The following is a 17,570-nucleotide window of genomic DNA, read 5'->3' on the forward strand; positions in this document are numbered from 1 at the left end:
GCCTGACAACGAGCCCTTGTCAAACAAGCACTAATGCTTAGGCGTTGGCCAGAGCAATGGCTGCGTCTTCGCCACGAACCAGGGCGGCGATTTCAACACCGGCCGGCAGTTTCAGGTCGGACAGGTGTACGGCTTCGCCTACCTTGATGGCAGACAGGTCAACTTCGATGAACTTCGGCAGGTCGCCCGGCAGTGCGCGAACTTCCACTTCATTGATGATGTGGCTGATCTTGGCGCCTTGCAGCTTAACGGCGTCCGATTGGTCGGCGTTAACGAAGTGCAGTTGAATCTTCACGTGTACTTTTTGGCTCAGGTCAACACGCTGGAAATCAACGTGCATCACTTGCTGTTTGTACGGGTGGTTCTGGAAGTCACGCAGGATGACAGCTTGCTTCTGGCCGTCGATGACCAGGTCCAGAATGGCGGAGTGGAATGCTTCTTCCTTCAGTGCGTAGAACACGGTGTTGTGGTCCAGCACGATGGATTCTGCAGCGCCGTTGCCGTATACCACGGCCGGCAGTTTGCCAGCGTGACGCAGGCGGCGGCTCGCACCAGTACCCATCTCTTCGCGCTTGGCGGCGATCAGTTCATAAGCCATGTAAAGCTCCAGTATTTCAAGTTAAAGGCACCAGCCCCGCCGCGACCAGCGGGCCTGATGTTACGGCAGGCAAGCGCCCGACGAAACCAGTTCCTCATTGAAGAGGTAGGACACCGATTCCTCGTTGTTGATGCGGCGCAGCGTCTCGGCCAGCAGGCCGGCGATGCTGGCAACCCGGATGTTCGGGCAGGCCAGGGCCTGTGCAGTCAACGGAATGGTGTCGGTGACAACGACCATGTCGATGTCGGAATTCTTGATGCGATCCACGGCCTGGCCGGAGAAAATCGCATGGGTGGCGTAAGCCAGCACGCGCTGGGCACCGCGCTCTTTCAGCGCGGAAGCGGCCTTGCACAGGGTGTTGGCGGTGTCGATCATGTCATCCACGATCAGACAGGTACGGCCGGATACATCACCGATGATGTTCATCACCTCGGCCACATTGGCCTTGGGACGACGCTTGTCGATGATGGCGAGGTCGGTGTTCAGGGCCTTGGCCATGGCACGGGCACGCACCACACCGCCGACGTCCGGGCTGACCACGATCAGGTCGTCAATGCGCTGGGAACGGATGTCTTTCAGCAGCACCGGGGTGGCGTAAACGTTGTCCACCGGGATGTCGAAGAAACCCTGGATCTGGTCCGCGTGCAGGTCGACGGTGAGTACACGGTCGATGCCGGCGCTGGTCAGCATGTTGGCTACCAGCTTGGCGGAGATCGGTACGCGCGCCGAGCGCGGACGGCGGTCCTGACGGGCGTAGCCAAAATACGGGATGGCTGCGGTAATCCGGCCGGCAGAAGCACGCTTGAGCGCGTCGGCCATGGTCAGGATTTCCATCAGGTTGTCATTGGTGGGCGCACAGGTGGACTGCAGGATGAACACGTCGCGACCACGGACATTCTCCAGCAGTTCAACAGCGACTTCGCCATCGCTGAACTTGCCGACATCGGCGCGGCCGAGGGAGATATCCAGATGCTTGACCACGTTTTGAGCGAGTTCCGGGTTAGCGGTCCCGGTAAATACCATCAAACTGTCGTATGACGCCATGATTCCATTTGCCTTAGCAGGATAAAGAAAAAGCGTGTAAGGGATTCTTACACGCTTTTTTCATGCTCTCTCTATTGAGAGAAAGTCTTGGCTGGGGAGGTAGGGATCGAACCTACGAATGCCGGAATCAAAATCCGGTGCCTTACCACTTGGCGACTCCCCAATAAACTTTCATTCAATGTCCAGCAAGGGGTGGCTATTCAGCCCTTTTGCAACAAATCCCTTATATTTTACGGACATTGCCTGATAAACTTTATCAGCTTCTTCCTTTGACTGGCACTCCAGAAACACACATGCTCCTGAACCAGTCATCAGCGGCGAACCATATTTTTTCAACTCGCTCAGTACTTCATTCACCGCCGGGTACATCTCTGAAACAACTTGCTGCAGCTCGTTTCGTCGTTGCTGCGTTGTTTCGAGGATTCGCATTATGCTGATGCGACCTTCCTCTGTCAACACCCTTCCTGCAAATTTTTTAAATATTTCTGCAGTTGGTACATGTACCCCGGGATGAATTACAACATACCAGGCTGGTTTGAGATTGATTTCATTCAGTTTTTCGCCAATCCCGGTAGCCAGCGCATTTTTGCCGAAAACGAACACCGGAACGTCCGCACCCAGCGACAAACCCAGCTCCATTAATTTTTCACGGGAGAAATTTGTCTGCCACAGCTGGTTGAGCGCCAATAAAACTGTAGCGGCATCGGAGCTGCCACCGCCCAAACCACCGCCCATGGGGATGCGCTTGGTCAAACGGATGGAGGCGCCCAGGCTGCAGCCGCTGGCCTGTTGCAGCAAACGGGCGGCACGCACCGTCAGGTCCTGCTCAGGCGCCACACCCTCAATCGGGTTGAGCAAGACAATCCGGCCATCGTCACGCACCGCCAGTTCCACCGTGTCGCTGTAGTCGATGAAGCGGAAGACAGTTTCCAGCAGATGATAGCCATCGGCGCGTTTGCCGACGATGTGCAGCAACAGGTTGAGTTTGGCCGGGGCGGGGTAACTGTGAAATTGTGGGGACATGCGGGAATTCATCCGGGAATTAAGCGGAAAAGACAATCAGCGCTTAGCGCCAGTTTTGCGGCAACAAACGCAAGGTGAGTTTGTCGCGCTGCATTTCCACCCGTTTGGGATAGAGTCCTGGTGCGTCGGCATCGCTGACAAAGCGTATGGTCCAGCCCTGCTGGTCGAGGCTGCCATCGCTGGCAAACTGGTAGGGCGCATCCGGCGCAGGCAGACCGCGTATCCACCACACCAGATTGCCCAGCGGCAGGGTCCAGCCCAGCACGTCGTGGGTCAGGTCCTCGACATTGGCGGCCTGCCAGCTTTTGCCATCGGCCAGCAGGGTGACGCCGCTGGCATCGCGCCGCAATTGGGCCACCGTGCTGCCCAGCGGGCTGCTCACCGAGAGCTGGTCGGCTTGTGGCTGGTGCGACCAGTCGAACTGGCCGACCGAGCCCTTGCCATCCATATTGATGGAAATGCGGCCGCTGACGGTAAACGGCCGGTCCTGCACGGCGGAGCTGGCGCTGCCTGCCGGACGGAATACGGTTTCCGTGGCGCAGCCGGCCAGCAGCAGGCTGCCGGCCAGCACGGCCACGAGGAGCGGGCACTTCATGGCAGACGGAAACGCTTGAGGACGTCCTGCAGCGCCTCATTGCCGGGATCGCGCGCCAACGCACGGTTCCACACGCCCAGCGCTTCCTGCTTGCGGCCCAGCTTCCACATCACCTCGCCCATATGGGCGGCGACTTCGCTGTCCTGCATGGCGGCGTAGGAGCGTTCCAGGTATTTCAGGGCGGCTTCGTTGCGTCCCAGCTTGAACAGCACCCATCCCATGCTGTCGAGGATCATCGGATTATCCGGGTCGGCCTTGAGTGCCTTTTCGATATAAGCGAGAGCCTCCTGGTGGCGGCTGCTGCGATTGGCCAGGGTATAGCCCAGGGCATTGAGCGCCTGTGGATCGTCCGGCTTTTCCTTGAGCAGGGCCTTCAGGTCACGTTCGGCATCGCCCAGATTGCCCAGCTGGTCGGAGACCAGTGCGCGGTCGTAGAGCAGCTCGGGCGAGCGTGGCCAGCTTTCCAGCGCCTGGGTCAGAATGCGGTAGGACAGGTCGTAGCGCTTGGCATTGCGTGCCATTTCGGCCTGCTGCATGGCCACCTGCACTTTTTCCTGCTCGCCCTCGCCCAGCGGCGCCAGTCGCTGCAGCGCCTGGTCCAGCTTGCCATCGGCAGCGTCCAGTGCGGCCAGCCGGGCTTGCGCGGGCAGATACTGCGGCCCCTTGCCCACGCTTTCATACCAGCGATACGCCGCGCTCTTGTCCTGGCGGTCTTCTGCCACCTGGCCCAGGGTGAAGCGGATGAAGTCGGCTTCCGGGTGCTTCTGCTGCAGGGCGGCACTCAGGCGCTGGTCGGCTGCGTCAAGATCACGCAACTGGTAGGCCAGCAAACCGGTGGCGTAAAGCAGTTCCGGATTGTCCGGATTCTGCTTGAGCAAGGCTTCAAAGGCACTGCGTGCCTCGACAAAGCGCTTGGCCCCCACCAGCAGGCGCGGATAGGCCGTGCGCAGTTCCAGCCCGGCATCGGGACGGCGCTGCAGTTCGCGCTGCAGGAAATCGATGGCCTGATCCAGCCGGATGCGGCGCAGACGGTCGGTTTGCCAGGCTACCGGCAGATCCCATTTGGGGGCGATCTGCGCCAGCCGGTCGAACTCGCGCTGGATGGTGGCTTCGTCATTGATCTCTGCCGCCACGGCGATGACGGCAAAACGGGCTTCCGGCAGCTCCGGATAGCGGCTGGCCAGGCGGTTGACCAGCGCCGATGCCGCCTGCTTGTCGGACTGGCGGGCCGTCAGCCGCGCCAGTTGCACGAAGATGTCGGGGGCACGCTGCGGCTCGCGCTTGAGCAGGTCTTCCACCAGCGGCTCGCTTTCCGCCAGCTTGCCGGAACGCAACATGGTGATGAACAGCTGCTCGCGCGGGACTTGCGAGCTGGGGTCCAGCTCCATCCACAAGGCCAGCGCAGCGGAGGCTTCTTTCAATTGTCCGGAGAACAGGGCGAACTCGGCAGCGCGCTGGGCCAGCCGCGGGTCTTTGGTCTGGCGGGCCAGATCGAGATAGGTCACCGCAGAGGAGCCGGCCGCGCCGCGCTGGGCGGCGATTTCGCTGGCCAGTACGCCATAGACGATTTGCGGCGTCAGCTCCAGCCGGGGCAGATTGGCAGTGTCCTCGGCGCTGGCTGTCGCTTCGTCGTCAGCCGCTTCCGCATTGCTCGGGGCCGGCGCATTGCTGTGCAAGGGGGATTTCAAGGTGGTGCAGGCTGACAACAGCAGCACCAGCAGCAAGGAAATAGGTCGATTCAGCGGTGTCATTCGCATGGAGTCTGTGCCGGTTGAACGCGTAGAATAGCACGCTCGGTTATTTGATCTAGTCAATCTTGTCCTGAAAGCAAAAGCAGCATGCCTGAATTGCCTGAAGTCGAAACGACCCGTCGTGGTGTGGCACCCTATCTGGACGGTGCCACGCTGCAAGGTGCCATCGTGCGTGATGGCCGCCTGCGCTGGCCGGTGCCACCACAACTGGACGCCATTCTTTCCGGTCTGACAGTACGCGCAGTCACGCGTCGTGCCAAGTACCTGATCATCCATTTCGATAGTGGTTCCCTGCTGATCCATCTGGGGATGTCCGGCAGCCTGCGCTATGTTCCGGCCACCACCCCGGCGCAGAAACATGATCATATCGACCTGAAGCTGGGCAGCCATGTGCTGCGCTACCGCGATCCGCGCCGCTTTGGCGCCATGCTGTGGCATGTGGGGCCGCTGGAGTTTCATCCGCTATTGCAGGCGCTGGGGCCGGAGCCCCTGACCGACGACTTCAACGGTGATGTGCTGCACGCTGCCATCAGCAAGCGCAGCGCCGCCATCAAGCTGGTCATCATGGATAATCACGTGGTGGTTGGCGTGGGCAATATCTACGCCAACGAATCGCTGTTCCATGCCGGCATCAACCCCACCCGCGCGGCCAGCACGCTGAGCCGGGCGGAATGCCAGGCACTGGCGACGGAAATCAAGCGGGTACTGGCGCTGGCGATCGAGGCCGGTGGCAGCACGCTGCGCGATTTCGTCAACACCGAGGGCAAGTCCGGCTACTTCCAGCAGGAATACTTTGTCTACGACCGGCAGGAGCAGGCCTGTCGCATCTGCAGCAGCCCGATTCGGCAGATACGGCAAGGCCAAAGGAGTTCCTACTATTGCCCGCTGTGCCAGCCATGCTAGAGTGGCTGATCATTCAACCCCGCACATGAAGCGCCGCGCACCTTGAAGTCTACTGCTACCACGTCTTACCTCACCCGCGCCAGCCGTTTGCTGCGCCTGGTCTGTCACATTGCCCTGGGCATTTTCATCGTCGCCACCCGCTATCCGTGCCTGGCCCAGGCCGAGCGCGCCGTGGTCACGCGGCGCTGGTCCGGTCACCTGCTGAAGATTCTCGGCATCTCGGTGCGGGTGGAGGGCGTGAATCCGGGCTTTTATCCGCCCAATACCCTGCTGGTGGCCAACCATGTGTCCTGGCTGGATATTTTCGTACTGAGCAGCTGCACGGTGTCGCGCTTTGTCGCCAAGCGCGAAATCCGCTCCTGGCCGCTGATCGGCTGGGTGGTGAATGCGGGCGGCACGCTGTTTATCGACCGCAGCAACCGTCGCGATGCCAGCCGCGTCAATCAACTGCTGGCCGATGCGCTGGGCAAGGGCAGTTGCATGGCGGTGTTTCCGGAGGCCACCACCTCGGAAGGGCACGGCATCCTGCCATTCAAGGCCTCGCTGTTTGAAGCCGCCCTGCCCTCGCGCAGTACGGTGCAGCCGGTGTCCATGCGCTACCAGCTGCCCGATGGCAGCCTGACCACCGCCCCGGCCTATGCCGGTGATACCACTTTCTGGCAAAGCATCAAGCGGATACTGGCACAGCCGGCGATGGAGGTCGTACTGACATACGGCCAGCCGCTAAAGGCGGGCGAAGGCGAGCTGACCACGCGTTTTGCCCTGTCGGAGCGGGCGTTCCGCGAAGTCAGCCTGGGCCTCAAGCTGCCACTTCCCGATACACCGGGCAGGGCAGCGAAAACGTCTGCCGATCCTCAAGCCGAAGTGCAGTAAGGCTGCCGCCCCACAGGCAGCCACTGTCGATGGACAGGATGTCTTCGGTCACATGCAGGCCCAGTGCCGACCAGTGGCCGCAAATGATGGGCGTGTGGCTGCTGCGCCGGCCCTTGGCCTCGAACCAGGGAATCAGGTTGGCCGGCGCACCGTCCAGCTCGCCCTTGTAAGCCAGATCAACCTCCCCTTCCCGGGTGATGAAGCGCATGCGGGTCATGGCATTGACGATCACCCGCAGCCGCTCGGCACCCTTCAGGTCGTCAGCCCAGCGCGTGGGCTTGTTGCCATACAGCCGTGACAGGAAGTCGCGGTAGTAAGGGCCGGACAGGCCGTCCTCCACCTCTTCAGCCAGCCGCAATGCCTTGTCTATGCTCCACTCCGGCAGCAGGCCGGCATGCACCATGGCATAGCCTTGCTCGGCAATCATCAGCGGCTGGCAGCGCAGCCAGTCCAGCAGCACCTTGCCGTCCGCCGCGTTCAGGATGTCGTCCACCGTATCACTGCGGTGCAGCTTGCCAAAGCCTTCGGACACCGCCAGCAAATGCAGGTCGTGATTGCCCAGCACGATCTGCACCCGGTCCTGTTGCTGGAATACCCAGCGCAGCACCTGCAAGGACTCCGGGCCACGGTTGACCAGGTCACCGGTCAGCCACAGCGTATCCTTGCCGGGATTGAATTCGATTTGTCGCAGCAGTTGCTGAAAGGGGCCGAAACAGCCCTGGATATCGCCAATTGCGTATGTCGCCATCTTCACCTCTGACAATGCGGCAGCTCGCACCGGGCCAACCGCGGATAGTCTCATGATACCCCATGCTACAATGCACGGCCTTGGTTACCACGATGCTACGCCGCCCGACAGCCGCCCTGGCTTTCGCCCGGCCAGCCTCACCGCCGGAACTCCACCCATGTCCGCACCTCAGCTCAATCCGCCGCAGCGCGAAGCCATCCATCACCTTGACGGCCCCTTGCTGGTGCTGGCCGGAGCCGGCTCCGGCAAAACCCGCGTCATCACCTACAAGATCACCCACCTGATCCGCCACGGGAATATCCCGGCACGGCATATCGCCGCCATCACCTTTACCAACAAGGCGGCCCGCGAAATGCTGGAACGGGTGGGCAAGCTGCTCTCTGCGCAGGAAATCCGCGGCATCACCGTGTCCACCTTCCACTCGCTGGGCATGCAGATCCTGCGTCAGGAAGCGCCGCATCTGGGCTACAAGCCGCAGTTTTCCATTCTGGATGCCTTCGATGCCGGCAAGATCATCGCCGACATCCTGAAAACCACGCACAAGGACGAAGTGCGCAAGGTGCAAAGCCAGATCTCGCTATGGAAGAACGACCTGAAAGGGCCGGACCAGATGCTGCTGGAAGCCCAGGGCGAATGGGAAAGCATCTGCGCCCGCACCTATCTGGCCTACCAGGACACGCTGACCGCCTACCAGGCAGTGGATTTTGACGACCTCATCCGCCTGCCGGTGCAGCTGTTCAAGACCCACCCGGACGTCCTGCTCAAATGGCAGGGCAAGCTGCGCTATCTGCTGATTGACGAATACCAGGACACCAATACCTGCCAGTACCTGATGGTGAAGCTGCTGGCCGGTGTGCGCGGGCAGTTCACCGCAGTGGGGGACGACGACCAGTCCATCTACGCCTGGCGCGGTGCCAATATGGAAAACCTGCGCCTGCTGCAGCAAGACTTTCCCCAACTGAGAATCATCAAGCTGGAACAGAATTACCGCTCCACCGCCCGGATTCTGCGCGCCGCCAATTCAGTCATTTCCAACAATCCCAAGCTGTTTGAAAAGCAGCTGTGGAGCGAGCTGGGCCTGGGTGAGCCGATTCATGTGGTGCAATGCAAGGACGAGGAGCACGAAGCAGAAATCGTGGTACAGCGGCTGCTGGCGCATAAGTTTGAATACCGCACCGAATTCAAGGACTACGCCATCCTGTACCGCGGCAATTATCAGGCGCGCATTTTCGAGCAAGCCCTGCGCAACCAGCGCATTCCCTACCAGATGGCGGGCGGCCAGAGCTTTTTTGACAAGCCGGAGATCAAGGACATCCTGTCCTACCTGCGCCTGATCACCAATCCGGACGACGACCCGGCCTTTATCCGCGCCGTGACCACCCCCAAACGCGGCGTGGGCACCGGCACCCTGGAAAAACTGGGCGGCTGGGCCGGCCAGTGCAGCAAAAGCCTGTTTGCCAGCGCCTTCGAACCCGGCTTTCGCGTACAGGTGCAAAGCGCGCAGCTGGAGCCGCTCAGCCAGTTCTGCGACTTCATCAATCGCCTGCAATACCGTGCTACCCGCGAGCCTGCCGGCGAACTGGCCATGGAGCTGGTCAAGGCCATCAACTACGAAGCCTGGCTGTACGACAGCGAAGACAGCCCGCGCATTGCCGAAACCAAGTGGAAAAACGTGCTGGAGCTGGTGGCCTGGCTGGCGCGCAAGGGCGAGGCCGACAACAAGAACCTGATCGAGCTGTCGCAGACCATTGCCCTCATCACCATGCTGGAAGGCCGCGACGAAGGCGAGGTCGACGCTGTGAAGATGTCCACCCTGCACGCCTCCAAGGGCCTGGAATACCCCTATGTCTTTCTGGTGGGCACCGAGGAAGGCATTTTGCCGCACAGCGAATCGGTGGATAACGGCATGGTGGAAGAAGAACGGCGGCTGATGTATGTGGGCATTACCCGTGCCCAGCGCATGCTCACCCTCACCTATTGCGTGAAACGCCGCCGCGCCGGCGAGTGGCAGTTTGTCGAGCCATCACGTTTCATTGCCGAAATCGACGGAGGCGATCTGCGCCACTTTGGCCGCCCTGGTGCCGAACCCATCGTCAGCAAGAGCGAAGGCAAGTCCAAGCTGGCCAGCCTTAGCGCCATGCTGGCCGAAAAAACCAAACCGGCCGACAGCTGAGCCGCGGCCCCGCCGGCAAGACATAAAAAAACGCGCTGCAAGCAGCGCGTTTTTACTGAAAGAGATCCCGATTACTTGGAATTGTTCACCATGTATTCGACGGCAGCGCGGAATTCCGCATCGCTGCCACCAAAACCACCCTTGGGCGGCATGGCGTTCAGGCCCTTGGTGGCGATCTTCACCACTTCGTCCAGACCCACCTTGGTACGCTCAGCCCAGGCAGCCTTGTCGCCGAACTTCGGCGCACCAGCCACGCCAGCCGCGTGACAGTTGGTGCAGACGGTTTCATAAATCTTCTTGCCCACCACGGCCGGATCGGCCGGCGCACCTGCACCACCTACCGGCGGTTCGGTAAACTTGGCACCACCGGCATTGCCCATATAAGCAACGGCGCGCTTCACTTCGTCGTCGGTCAGGTCAGCCGCGCCACCCTTGGCCGGCATGGCATTGAAGCCTTGCAGCGCGTGTTGGGTCAGCGTGTCCCAGCCCTTGGCAATACGCGGGCCCCAGGCAGCGGCATCACCGAACTTCGGCGAACCAGCCAGACCCTGGCCGTGACAGGAAATACAAATTGCCTTGAATACCTGCTCACCATTACGCATGCCCGGAGGCGCGTCGCTGGCTTTCGATTCGCCAACCGGCTTCAGGCGAGCGGCAACAGCCTCCTTGGTCATGACCTCGGCATCAACGTTGTAACCACCCGTCGCCAGCTTCGCCAGCAACCAGATCGCCACTACCAGACCCACAACGACACCAATCAGGACCTTGATGATCTGACCGGGAGCCATTCCGTTCTCATTACTCATTCGAGCCTCGCCTGAAAAAAATGACAATTAAGATGGGAGGGATTATACGGTAAGCCGCGAAGCAAGGCAAAAACCATACACTGGACTCGGACATGCCCTTTGCGCTATGATCCGCCCTGCTTTATAGCAAGATCACAGCGCACCCGTAGCTCAGTTGGATAGAGTGTCAGTTTCCGAAGCTGAAGGTCACAGGTTCGATCCCTGTCGGGTGCGCCAATAATATCAATGACTTAGAGTAATTCACTTCTAAGCCATCGCACTAAAAATACCTCCGGGGGACTTCCTGGGGGACTCCTAGCATTTCCCGCCCTGCCGCTCATCCATCACCCTTGAAATTGCTCCTACTCTTTCTTTGACCTAGCCATTGCCGGATTCTTCAAATTTTCTTCCGAAGAATGTGTTGTGGAGATGGCAACCCGCGACGAGACCAGCCCAGCTATCCACGACGCGAACTGCATCAGAATGACTGATCAGACTTCCTCAAGCCCCCCAATCTTCGATGGCAGCAAACAGACCTCTTTAATGATGGAACGGGGCCTACTCACGCCCACCAGAGTTAGTGAATGGTCAGAGCCAAGATAAAAAGAGATAGACTTCAATAAAGCCTTGTGGAGCATTCCACCAGAGCATCACAAGCTGCAGGAAAAATTCAAGAACACCGCCCCGGACACCTTGTGCCGCACCTTACCGGCACTGCACAGCATGGCTTGCAACAACAAGGCCAGCGAATTCAACCATCAATCAGTACCTATGCAAGCACGACAGGTGCAAACAAACATAAAGCCACGTTCATATACGTGGATTTTGTGCAGTAACAGGAAAGAAACAAAGAATTTGACAGGAACAAAACATTTGGCATAAAGTGCATCATCAACAAAGAAACTTTCGTGACTATGCAACTACTACGCATGAAAGACCTTGCCAGAATCTCTGCCGGGCACCCCTTTCGGGGGAAGATTATCGAGAGTCGAGGCTCCGGCATTGTGGCTGTTCAGATGAAAGATGCATCGGTACTGGACAATGTGAATTGGGCTGAGTGCATTGAAACCGAACCTACTGGTCACCGGAATGACTATCTGCAAATTGGTGACATTCTGGTTGCTGCGCGTGGCAGTCACAATTACGCGGTGCTGATTGACGCAACACTCACAGCAACCGGAAGGCAAGCCATCGCCGCACCGCAGTTTTTCATTGTCCGCGCCGCGACGAGCAAGATATTGCCGGAATACCTGTGCTGGTTTCTCAACCAGCCGCCCTGCCAGCGTTACTTTAACCTGAACGCCGAAGGCACCCTGACCAAAGCCATCAAGCGCAATGCATTGGACGAGATGCCGATTGTCGTACCTTCTATGGCAAGGCAACACAGCATCGTTGGCCTAACCCATACCTTGCAGCAAGAGCTGCGTCTGATCGAACAACTACGTCGGAATAACGAGCAAATGCAGGCGGCAATTGCCAATCAGCTAGCTGCCGACCTGCTCCCCAAGCCTGCTACTCCAAGACAATATCGTTAAAAATACGCCATCAAAGGAAGCACCATGACCAACCAGATCAACCAGGAAGACATCAACAAAGCGCTATGGGCGGCTTGCGATACCTTTCGCGGCACCATCAGCGCCGATACCTATAAAGACTTCGTGCTCACCATGCTGTTCCTGAAGTACATCAGCGACGTATGGCAGGACCACTACGATAGCTACCAGGCCGAATACGGTGACGAGCCCGAACTGATAGCAGAAATGCTGAAAAACGAACGTTTCGTGCTGCCGAAAGAAGCCAGCTTCTACAAGCTGTATGAGCGTCGTCACGAGCCGGGCAATGGCGAGCGCATCGACCAGGCGCTGCACGCCATTGAAGAAGCCAACGGCACCAAGCTCAAAGACGCGGGGAAGAGCGTGTTTCAGGACATCAGCTTCAACACCGACAAGCTGGGTGAAGAAAAGCAGAAAAACACCATCCTGCGCCACCTGCTGGAAGACTTTGCCAAGCCCGAGCTTAATCTCAAACCCAGCCGCGTTGGCACACTGGACATCATCGGTAATGGCTATGAATTTTTGATCAAGAACTTTGCCGCCAGCGGCGGTCAGAAAGCGGGTGAATTCTATACCCCGCCCGAAGTTTCCGAGCTGATCGCCGAGCTGCTGGATCCGCAGCCGGGCGACACTATTTGCGATCCGGCTTGTGGCTCTGCCTCGCTATTGATGAAGTGTGGCCGCAAGGTCGTCGCCAACCACGGCAGCAAAAACTACGCGCTGTACGGGCAGGAAGCCATCGGCTCCACCTGGTCGCTGGCCAAGATGAACATGTTCCTTCACGGCGAAGACAACCACAAAATCGAATGGGGCGACACCATCCGGAATCCCAAGCTACTGGATAAAAATGGCGAGCTGATGCTGTTCGATATCGTCACCGCCAACCCGCCGTTTAGCTTGGAAAAATGGGGGCATGACGAAGCCGAAAACGACAGATACAGCCGCTTCCGCCGTGGCATTCCGCCCAAGACCAAGGGCGACTACGCCTTTATCCTGCACATGATCGAAACGCTCAAACCCGGCAGCGGTCGCATGGGCGTGGTGGTGCCGCATGGCGTACTGTTCCGCGGCAGCAGCGAGGGCGCCATCCGCCAGAAGCTGATCGAAGAAAACCTGCTCGACGCAGTCATCGGCCTGCCGGAAAAACTGTTCTACGGCACCGGCATCCCGGCGGCGATCCTGATTTTCAGCAAAGAGAAATCGGACAGCAGCGTGCTGTTCATCGACGCCAGCCGCGAATGCAAGGCCGGTAAAAACCAGAACCAGCTTAGCGAAGACAACATCGCCAAAATCGTCAGCACCTACCGCGCAGGCGCCAGTATGGAGAAATACGCCTATCTGGCCAGCTTTGACGAGATCCGCGACAACGACTTCAACCTCAACATCCCGCGCTACGTCGATACCTTTGAAGAAGAGGAAGAAATCGACCTCATGGCGGTGCGCGCCGAGCGCGAACAGCTGAAAACACAGCTTAGCCAGCTGGAAAACGTCATGGTCGGCTACTTGAAGGAGCTGGGGTATGAATAAGCAACAAATTGCCACGCTGAAACAGGATTTCGACCAGCACACGCACAAACTCGACGACAGCGCTATCGAATTTTGCTACGCCCGTGACCTGATGATCCTGCTTGGCTACGACCGCTGGGAGAACTTCAGCAAAGTCGTGGAGAAAGCCAAAAAATCTTGTGAAAACAGCGGCGTACCAGTCCACGACCATTTTCGTGATATCACGAAAATGGTGTCGATTGGCTCTGGTGCCGAACGCCCGGTGAGTGACACCATGATGACCCGCTACGCCTGCTATCTGGCAGCGCAAAATGCCGACCCCGGCAAGCCTAAGGTCGCGTTTGCCCAAACCTATTTTGCACTGCAGACCCGTAAGCAAGAGCAACTGGAGGAGCGGCTTGCCCTGCAAAGTCGCCTTGGTGCCCGCCAAAAGCTGCGCGAGTCGGAAACGGCGTTGTCCAAAAATATCTACGAACGCGGGGTTGATGAACAAGGTTTTGGTCGCATCCGCTCGCAAGGTGACGCCGCACTGTTTGGCGGCAAGACCACGCAAGCCATGAAACAGCAGCTCGCCGTGCCGGAGTCGCGACCGCTGGCGGATTTCCTGCCCACGGTCACCATTGCCGCCAAAAATCTGGCCACCGAGATCACCAATCACAACGTCAACCAGCATGATCTGCAAGGTGAACGCGCCATTGCCGCAGAGCATGTGCAAAACAACCGCAGCGTACGTGACATGCTGGGTCAGCGCGGCATCCGGCCCGAAGAGCTGCCTGCGGAGCAAGACCTGAAAAAACTGGAGCGCCGCGTCGCCTCATCGGAAAAGAAAATGATCAAAGACTCGGCATTGCCCAAGGAGCGCAGCGATGAGGAATAAGGGACGTGGGCAGGCGCAAGCGCTGGAGGCCGAGATGGCAAAATATCTGCAGGAGCTGGGTTATGGTGCCTGAAGGGTGGACGCAAAATACACTTAGTGAGATTGTGAAAGAAAAAATCTCATATGGAATTGTTCAAGCTGGACCGCACATTGATGATGGGGTGCCATATATCAAAAGCTCTGATGTTCGAGGTGGTATTACCCCAAGTCAGCTTCAAAAGACAAGCAATGATATTCACCATAAGTATCGACGCTCAGCTGTTCATCCTGGTGATATTGTTTTCTCGCTACGTGGCAATATTGGTGAAGCAGCAATTGTTCCAAATGAGTTAAAAGAAGCAAACTTAACACAGGGTACTGCGCGGATTTCTGTTTCGAATGAGCATAACAATTTATTCCACTATTACCAATTAACTAGCACTTCGGTTTTGAATCATGTAAATGCGCTGAGCAAAGGGAGCACATTTAAAGAGATATCATTAGAAGAGCTTAGAAAAGTTAAGGTGCATTGTCCCCCACTGGCCGAACAAAAGAAAATCGCCCAAATCCTCTCGACTTGGGATCAGGCCATCGCCACCACCGAGCGCCTGCTCGACCTCGCCCGCCAGCAGAAAAAAGCCCTGATGCAACAACTGCTCACCGGCAAAAAACGCTTGCCGAATCAGAATGGGGAGCCATTTGATGGAGAGTGGAAAAAATATACGCTATCCAATTTTGGGCAATGTATTCGGGGGGTGAGTTATAAACCTGAAATTATTTGTGAAACTGAAAGTGGTACTACTATTCGATTGCTTCGCTCTACCAACATCCAAAATGGCAGCCTTAATGATAAAGACTTGGTAATTCTACCAAGCGATAGTGTTAAGCCTTCACAGATTCTCAAAATCGGTGACCTAGCTATATGCATGGCAAATGGTAGTAAAGCATTAGTTGGAAAGTCTGCGCCGTTTAAAGAAAGCAATGTCAAATACACCATTGGAGCGTTCTGTGCAATTTTTCGTCCATCGAAAGAGACCCCGGCTGAATATGTAAAATTTATATTTGAATCTGAGCAATATCAAAGCCAATTGTTAGAGATACTTGCTGGGTCAAGCATAAATAATTTGAAGGGATCTGACATCGAGTTGATAAGGATTCCTGCTCCTGCAAATCCAAAAGAACAACAAAAAATAGCTTCGATTCTATCTACAGCCGACCAAGAAATAGAAACCCTGCAATCTCAGATAGACGGCCTGAAGCAAGAGAAAAAAGCCCTGATGCAAGCCCTTCTCACCGGGAAGCGCCGTGTTTCTGTTGATGAATAATTAGGAGTTACAGATGAGTCTGAAATTCACTGGTACTTATGAAGAATTAAAGCAGGAACTGAGCTCACTTGCGGGCACTTGGGATGATTCACAACCCGGAAAAAAAGTCCTTCGCTTAAATGGCGGGGTGATGAATTGGTTTGAATCAACCGGAACAATTCAGTTTCAAGGGAAAGGTGATGGCAAAGCCCAACTGGAAGCCGAGGTGCCAAAACTGCTGTATCCAGATGAAAACACAGATAGCCTTATTGCTACTGCGGTTGCCCCTGTAAGCGCATCAGCAACCTTGACCGTGACCAAGACTACAGTTGAAACGTTGGAGCAACGCTTTCTAACTACTGGTGTCAACGAAGGTGAGTTAGTTATTGGTATCGTTAGTGCGGTTGGAACTGAGTCAACACGCGTTATAGGCCCATTAACTGATCGACTAAAAGGGTTTGGCTACACCGTTGAAGACATTCGTGTTTCATCTATTCTGCCAGTCCCCGCTAGCGCAGCGCGTGAGTATGACCGAATCAAGCATTATATGTGCGAAGGTGATAAATTACGTCAGTCGAGTAAGAATAATGCGATTCTTGCGGCAGGCGTAGCTCAGCAAATCTCACAGAAACGTGGCGGAGCACCAACAAAAAAAGCATACATCGTTAATTCTCTTAAACATCCGCGTGAAGTCGAGTTTCTGAGAAAGGTATATGGTGATGGCTTTTATTTGATCGGCATTCATGCTGATGTTAAACGACGCCATAAGTACTTAACTGAAGATAAAAGCTGTACTCAAGAACAAGCTAATGAGTTGATTAAAATCGACGAAGATGAAAGCTTTGATCATGGCCAAAAAACGCGAGACACTTATCATCTTGCTGATTTTTTCTTGAATTTCGGCAAGAATGACGATCAAATTAAAAATGGGCTACAGCGTTTTCTTGAGCTGATTTTTTCTCACCCATATAAAAACCCAACGTTTGATGAGTTCGCCATGTTTATGGCATTTAATAGCTCGGTTCGATCAGGCGATTTATCGCGCCAGGTGGGTGCTGTAATTAGCCGTGAACGCCAAATTATTGCCACCGGAGCCAATGATGTTCCTCAATCTGGTAGCGGTTTGTATTGGGCCGAGATGAACCCTGAAACTGGCGAGGTTAATGATCGTCCAGATGGCAAAGATTACATGCGGGACATGGATTCCAACAAGCAGACTCAAGCTGAGATCATCCGTGAAATTGCAACTGCACTATTGGATAAGGGCCTTGTATCAGCAGACAAAGAAATTGATTTGGCTGCAGCATTAAAAGAAAGCAAAATTTCTGATCTGACTGAATTTGGTCGTATTGTTCACGCCGAGATGGATGCCTTGCTCTCCTGCAGCCGAGCAGGGATTCCAACAGTAGATAGCACTTTATATTGCACCACGTTTCCCTGCCATAACTGCGCCAAACATATCATTGCGAGCGGGATTACGCGCGTTGTGTACGTTGAACCATATCCGAAAAGCCGAGCCCTTGAATTTCACTCTGAAGCAATTGAGCTTAAATCCGAACTCAATACCACCACGGCAGATAACAGACTGGTGAAATTCGAGCCATTCGTTGGTGTGGGACCAAGACGCTTCCTTGATTTATTCTCGATGAGCCTTGGTTCTGGGTCTAAGTTGCGCCGGAAAAATAAAGATGGCTCAACCGTTGACTGGGACAAAGCAACTGCGCCAATCCGAACTCCGCTGATTCCAAAATCGTATTTGGATATTGAAACTGCAGCGGTAGCGATTTGGAATGAGCATTCAAAGATGTCACCTCCTTTTTAATCTGCTTCGTTGCTTTGAGTGGCTCCTGCATGAGAA

General features: G+C 56.3%; 15 protein-coding genes and 2 tRNA genes. 9 read left to right on the top strand and 8 right to left on the bottom strand.

Translation table 11 applies throughout. The features are described 5' to 3' along the window. Positions 1-37 precede the first annotated feature (37 nt). From JHD64_RS05425 to JHD64_RS05450, 6 genes are all read right to left on the bottom strand, one after another. Positions 38-598: a 50S ribosomal protein L25/general stress protein Ctc gene (locus tag JHD64_RS05425; RefSeq protein ID WP_059286218.1), complete on the bottom strand. Its 561-nt coding sequence runs from the start codon at positions 596-598 to the stop codon at positions 38-40. Positions 599-658: 60 nt separating this feature from the next. Continuing rightward, positions 659-1,642 (bottom strand): ribose-phosphate pyrophosphokinase, encoded by a 984-nt coding sequence (locus JHD64_RS05430; protein WP_045846690.1) that lies wholly within the window; start codon positions 1,640-1,642, stop codon positions 659-661. Between the two features lie 88 nt (positions 1,643-1,730). Beyond that, positions 1,731-1,805, bottom strand: a tRNA-Gln gene (locus JHD64_RS05435). Between the two features lie 8 nt (positions 1,806-1,813). Then, complete coding sequence (gene ispE, locus JHD64_RS05440) at positions 1,814-2,665, bottom strand: 4-(cytidine 5'-diphospho)-2-C-methyl-D-erythritol kinase (RefSeq protein WP_199052523.1); 852 nt, start codon at positions 2,663-2,665, stop codon at positions 1,814-1,816. Between the two features lie 43 nt (positions 2,666-2,708). Then, positions 2,709-3,260 carry a lipoprotein insertase outer membrane protein LolB gene (gene lolB / locus JHD64_RS05445; RefSeq protein ID WP_199052524.1) on the bottom strand — a complete coding sequence of 184 codons (552 nt, stop codon included), beginning with the start codon at positions 3,258-3,260 and terminating at the stop codon, positions 2,709-2,711. Further along, positions 3,257-5,011: a tetratricopeptide repeat protein gene (locus tag JHD64_RS05450; protein WP_233170347.1), complete on the bottom strand. Its 1,755-nt coding sequence runs from the start codon at positions 5,009-5,011 to the stop codon at positions 3,257-3,259. Before JHD64_RS05450 ends, lolB begins: the two co-directional genes overlap by 4 nt. Before the next feature lie 87 nt (positions 5,012-5,098). Between JHD64_RS05450 and mutM the strand changes: the two genes are divergently transcribed. Together mutM and JHD64_RS05460 are read left to right on the top strand one after the other, a co-directional pair. Continuing rightward, entirely contained in the window at positions 5,099-5,914 is an 816-nt protein-coding gene (mutM, locus tag JHD64_RS05455) for a bifunctional DNA-formamidopyrimidine glycosylase/DNA-(apurinic or apyrimidinic site) lyase (protein ID WP_059286216.1), read from the top strand. Positions 5,915-5,956: 42 nt separating this feature from the next. Further along, positions 5,957-6,787 (top strand): 1-acyl-sn-glycerol-3-phosphate acyltransferase, encoded by an 831-nt coding sequence (locus JHD64_RS05460; protein ID WP_199052526.1) that lies wholly within the window; start codon positions 5,957-5,959, stop codon positions 6,785-6,787. On the opposite strand, the gene JHD64_RS05465 is transcribed toward JHD64_RS05460, so the two are convergent. Continuing rightward, positions 6,714-7,535, bottom strand: coding sequence for a symmetrical bis(5'-nucleosyl)-tetraphosphatase (locus JHD64_RS05465; RefSeq protein ID WP_059286220.1), 822 nt, complete (start codon positions 7,533-7,535; stop codon positions 6,714-6,716). The two genes, JHD64_RS05460 and JHD64_RS05465, sit on opposite strands and share 74 nt — an antisense overlap. A 157-nt stretch (positions 7,536-7,692) precedes the next feature. Between JHD64_RS05465 and JHD64_RS05470 the strand changes: the two genes are divergently transcribed. After that, positions 7,693-9,708 carry a UvrD-helicase domain-containing protein gene (locus tag JHD64_RS05470; protein WP_199052527.1) on the top strand — a complete coding sequence of 672 codons (2,016 nt, stop codon included), beginning with the start codon at positions 7,693-7,695 and terminating at the stop codon, positions 9,706-9,708. A 71-nt stretch (positions 9,709-9,779) separates the two neighbouring features. On the opposite strand, the gene JHD64_RS05475 is transcribed toward JHD64_RS05470, so the two are convergent. After that, a complete protein-coding gene (locus JHD64_RS05475; protein WP_233170348.1) occupies positions 9,780-10,496 on the bottom strand; it encodes a cytochrome c5 family protein in 717 nt (238 codons plus the stop codon). A 157-nt stretch (positions 10,497-10,653) separates the two neighbouring features. On the opposite strand from JHD64_RS05475, the gene JHD64_RS05480 reads away from it, so the two are divergent. The 6 genes from JHD64_RS05480 to JHD64_RS05505 all read left to right on the top strand — a co-directional run bounded on the left by JHD64_RS05480 (position 10,654) and on the right by JHD64_RS05505 (position 17,534). Beyond that, positions 10,654-10,730 (top strand) — tRNA-Arg (locus JHD64_RS05480). Between the two features lie 692 nt (positions 10,731-11,422). Further along, positions 11,423-12,028 carry a hypothetical protein gene (locus JHD64_RS05485; protein WP_199052529.1) on the top strand — a complete coding sequence of 202 codons (606 nt, stop codon included), beginning with the start codon at positions 11,423-11,425 and terminating at the stop codon, positions 12,026-12,028. 24 nt (positions 12,029-12,052) lie between these two features. Continuing rightward, the gene (locus JHD64_RS05490; RefSeq protein ID WP_199052530.1) at positions 12,053-13,573 is read left to right on the top strand and encodes a type I restriction-modification system subunit M; all 1,521 of its coding nucleotides are present in this window, start codon (positions 12,053-12,055) and stop codon (positions 13,571-13,573) included. Next, entirely contained in the window at positions 13,566-14,429 is an 864-nt protein-coding gene (dinD, locus tag JHD64_RS05495; RefSeq protein WP_199052531.1) for a DNA damage-inducible protein D, read from the top strand. The genes JHD64_RS05490 and dinD overlap by 8 nt, the downstream gene beginning before the upstream one ends. A gap of 62 nt (positions 14,430-14,491) precedes the next feature. After that, entirely contained in the window at positions 14,492-15,733 is a 1,242-nt protein-coding gene (locus JHD64_RS05500) for a restriction endonuclease subunit S (protein WP_199052532.1), read from the top strand. Between the two features lie 13 nt (positions 15,734-15,746). After that, positions 15,747-17,534 (top strand): anti-phage dCTP deaminase, encoded by a 1,788-nt coding sequence (locus JHD64_RS05505; protein ID WP_199052533.1) that lies wholly within the window; start codon positions 15,747-15,749, stop codon positions 17,532-17,534. The last annotated feature ends 36 nt before the right edge of the window (positions 17,535-17,570 follow it).

Source organism: Aquitalea sp. ASV15 (assembly GCF_016429115.1).
Taxonomy (GTDB): Bacteria; Pseudomonadota; Gammaproteobacteria; order Burkholderiales; family Chromobacteriaceae; genus Aquitalea; species Aquitalea magnusonii.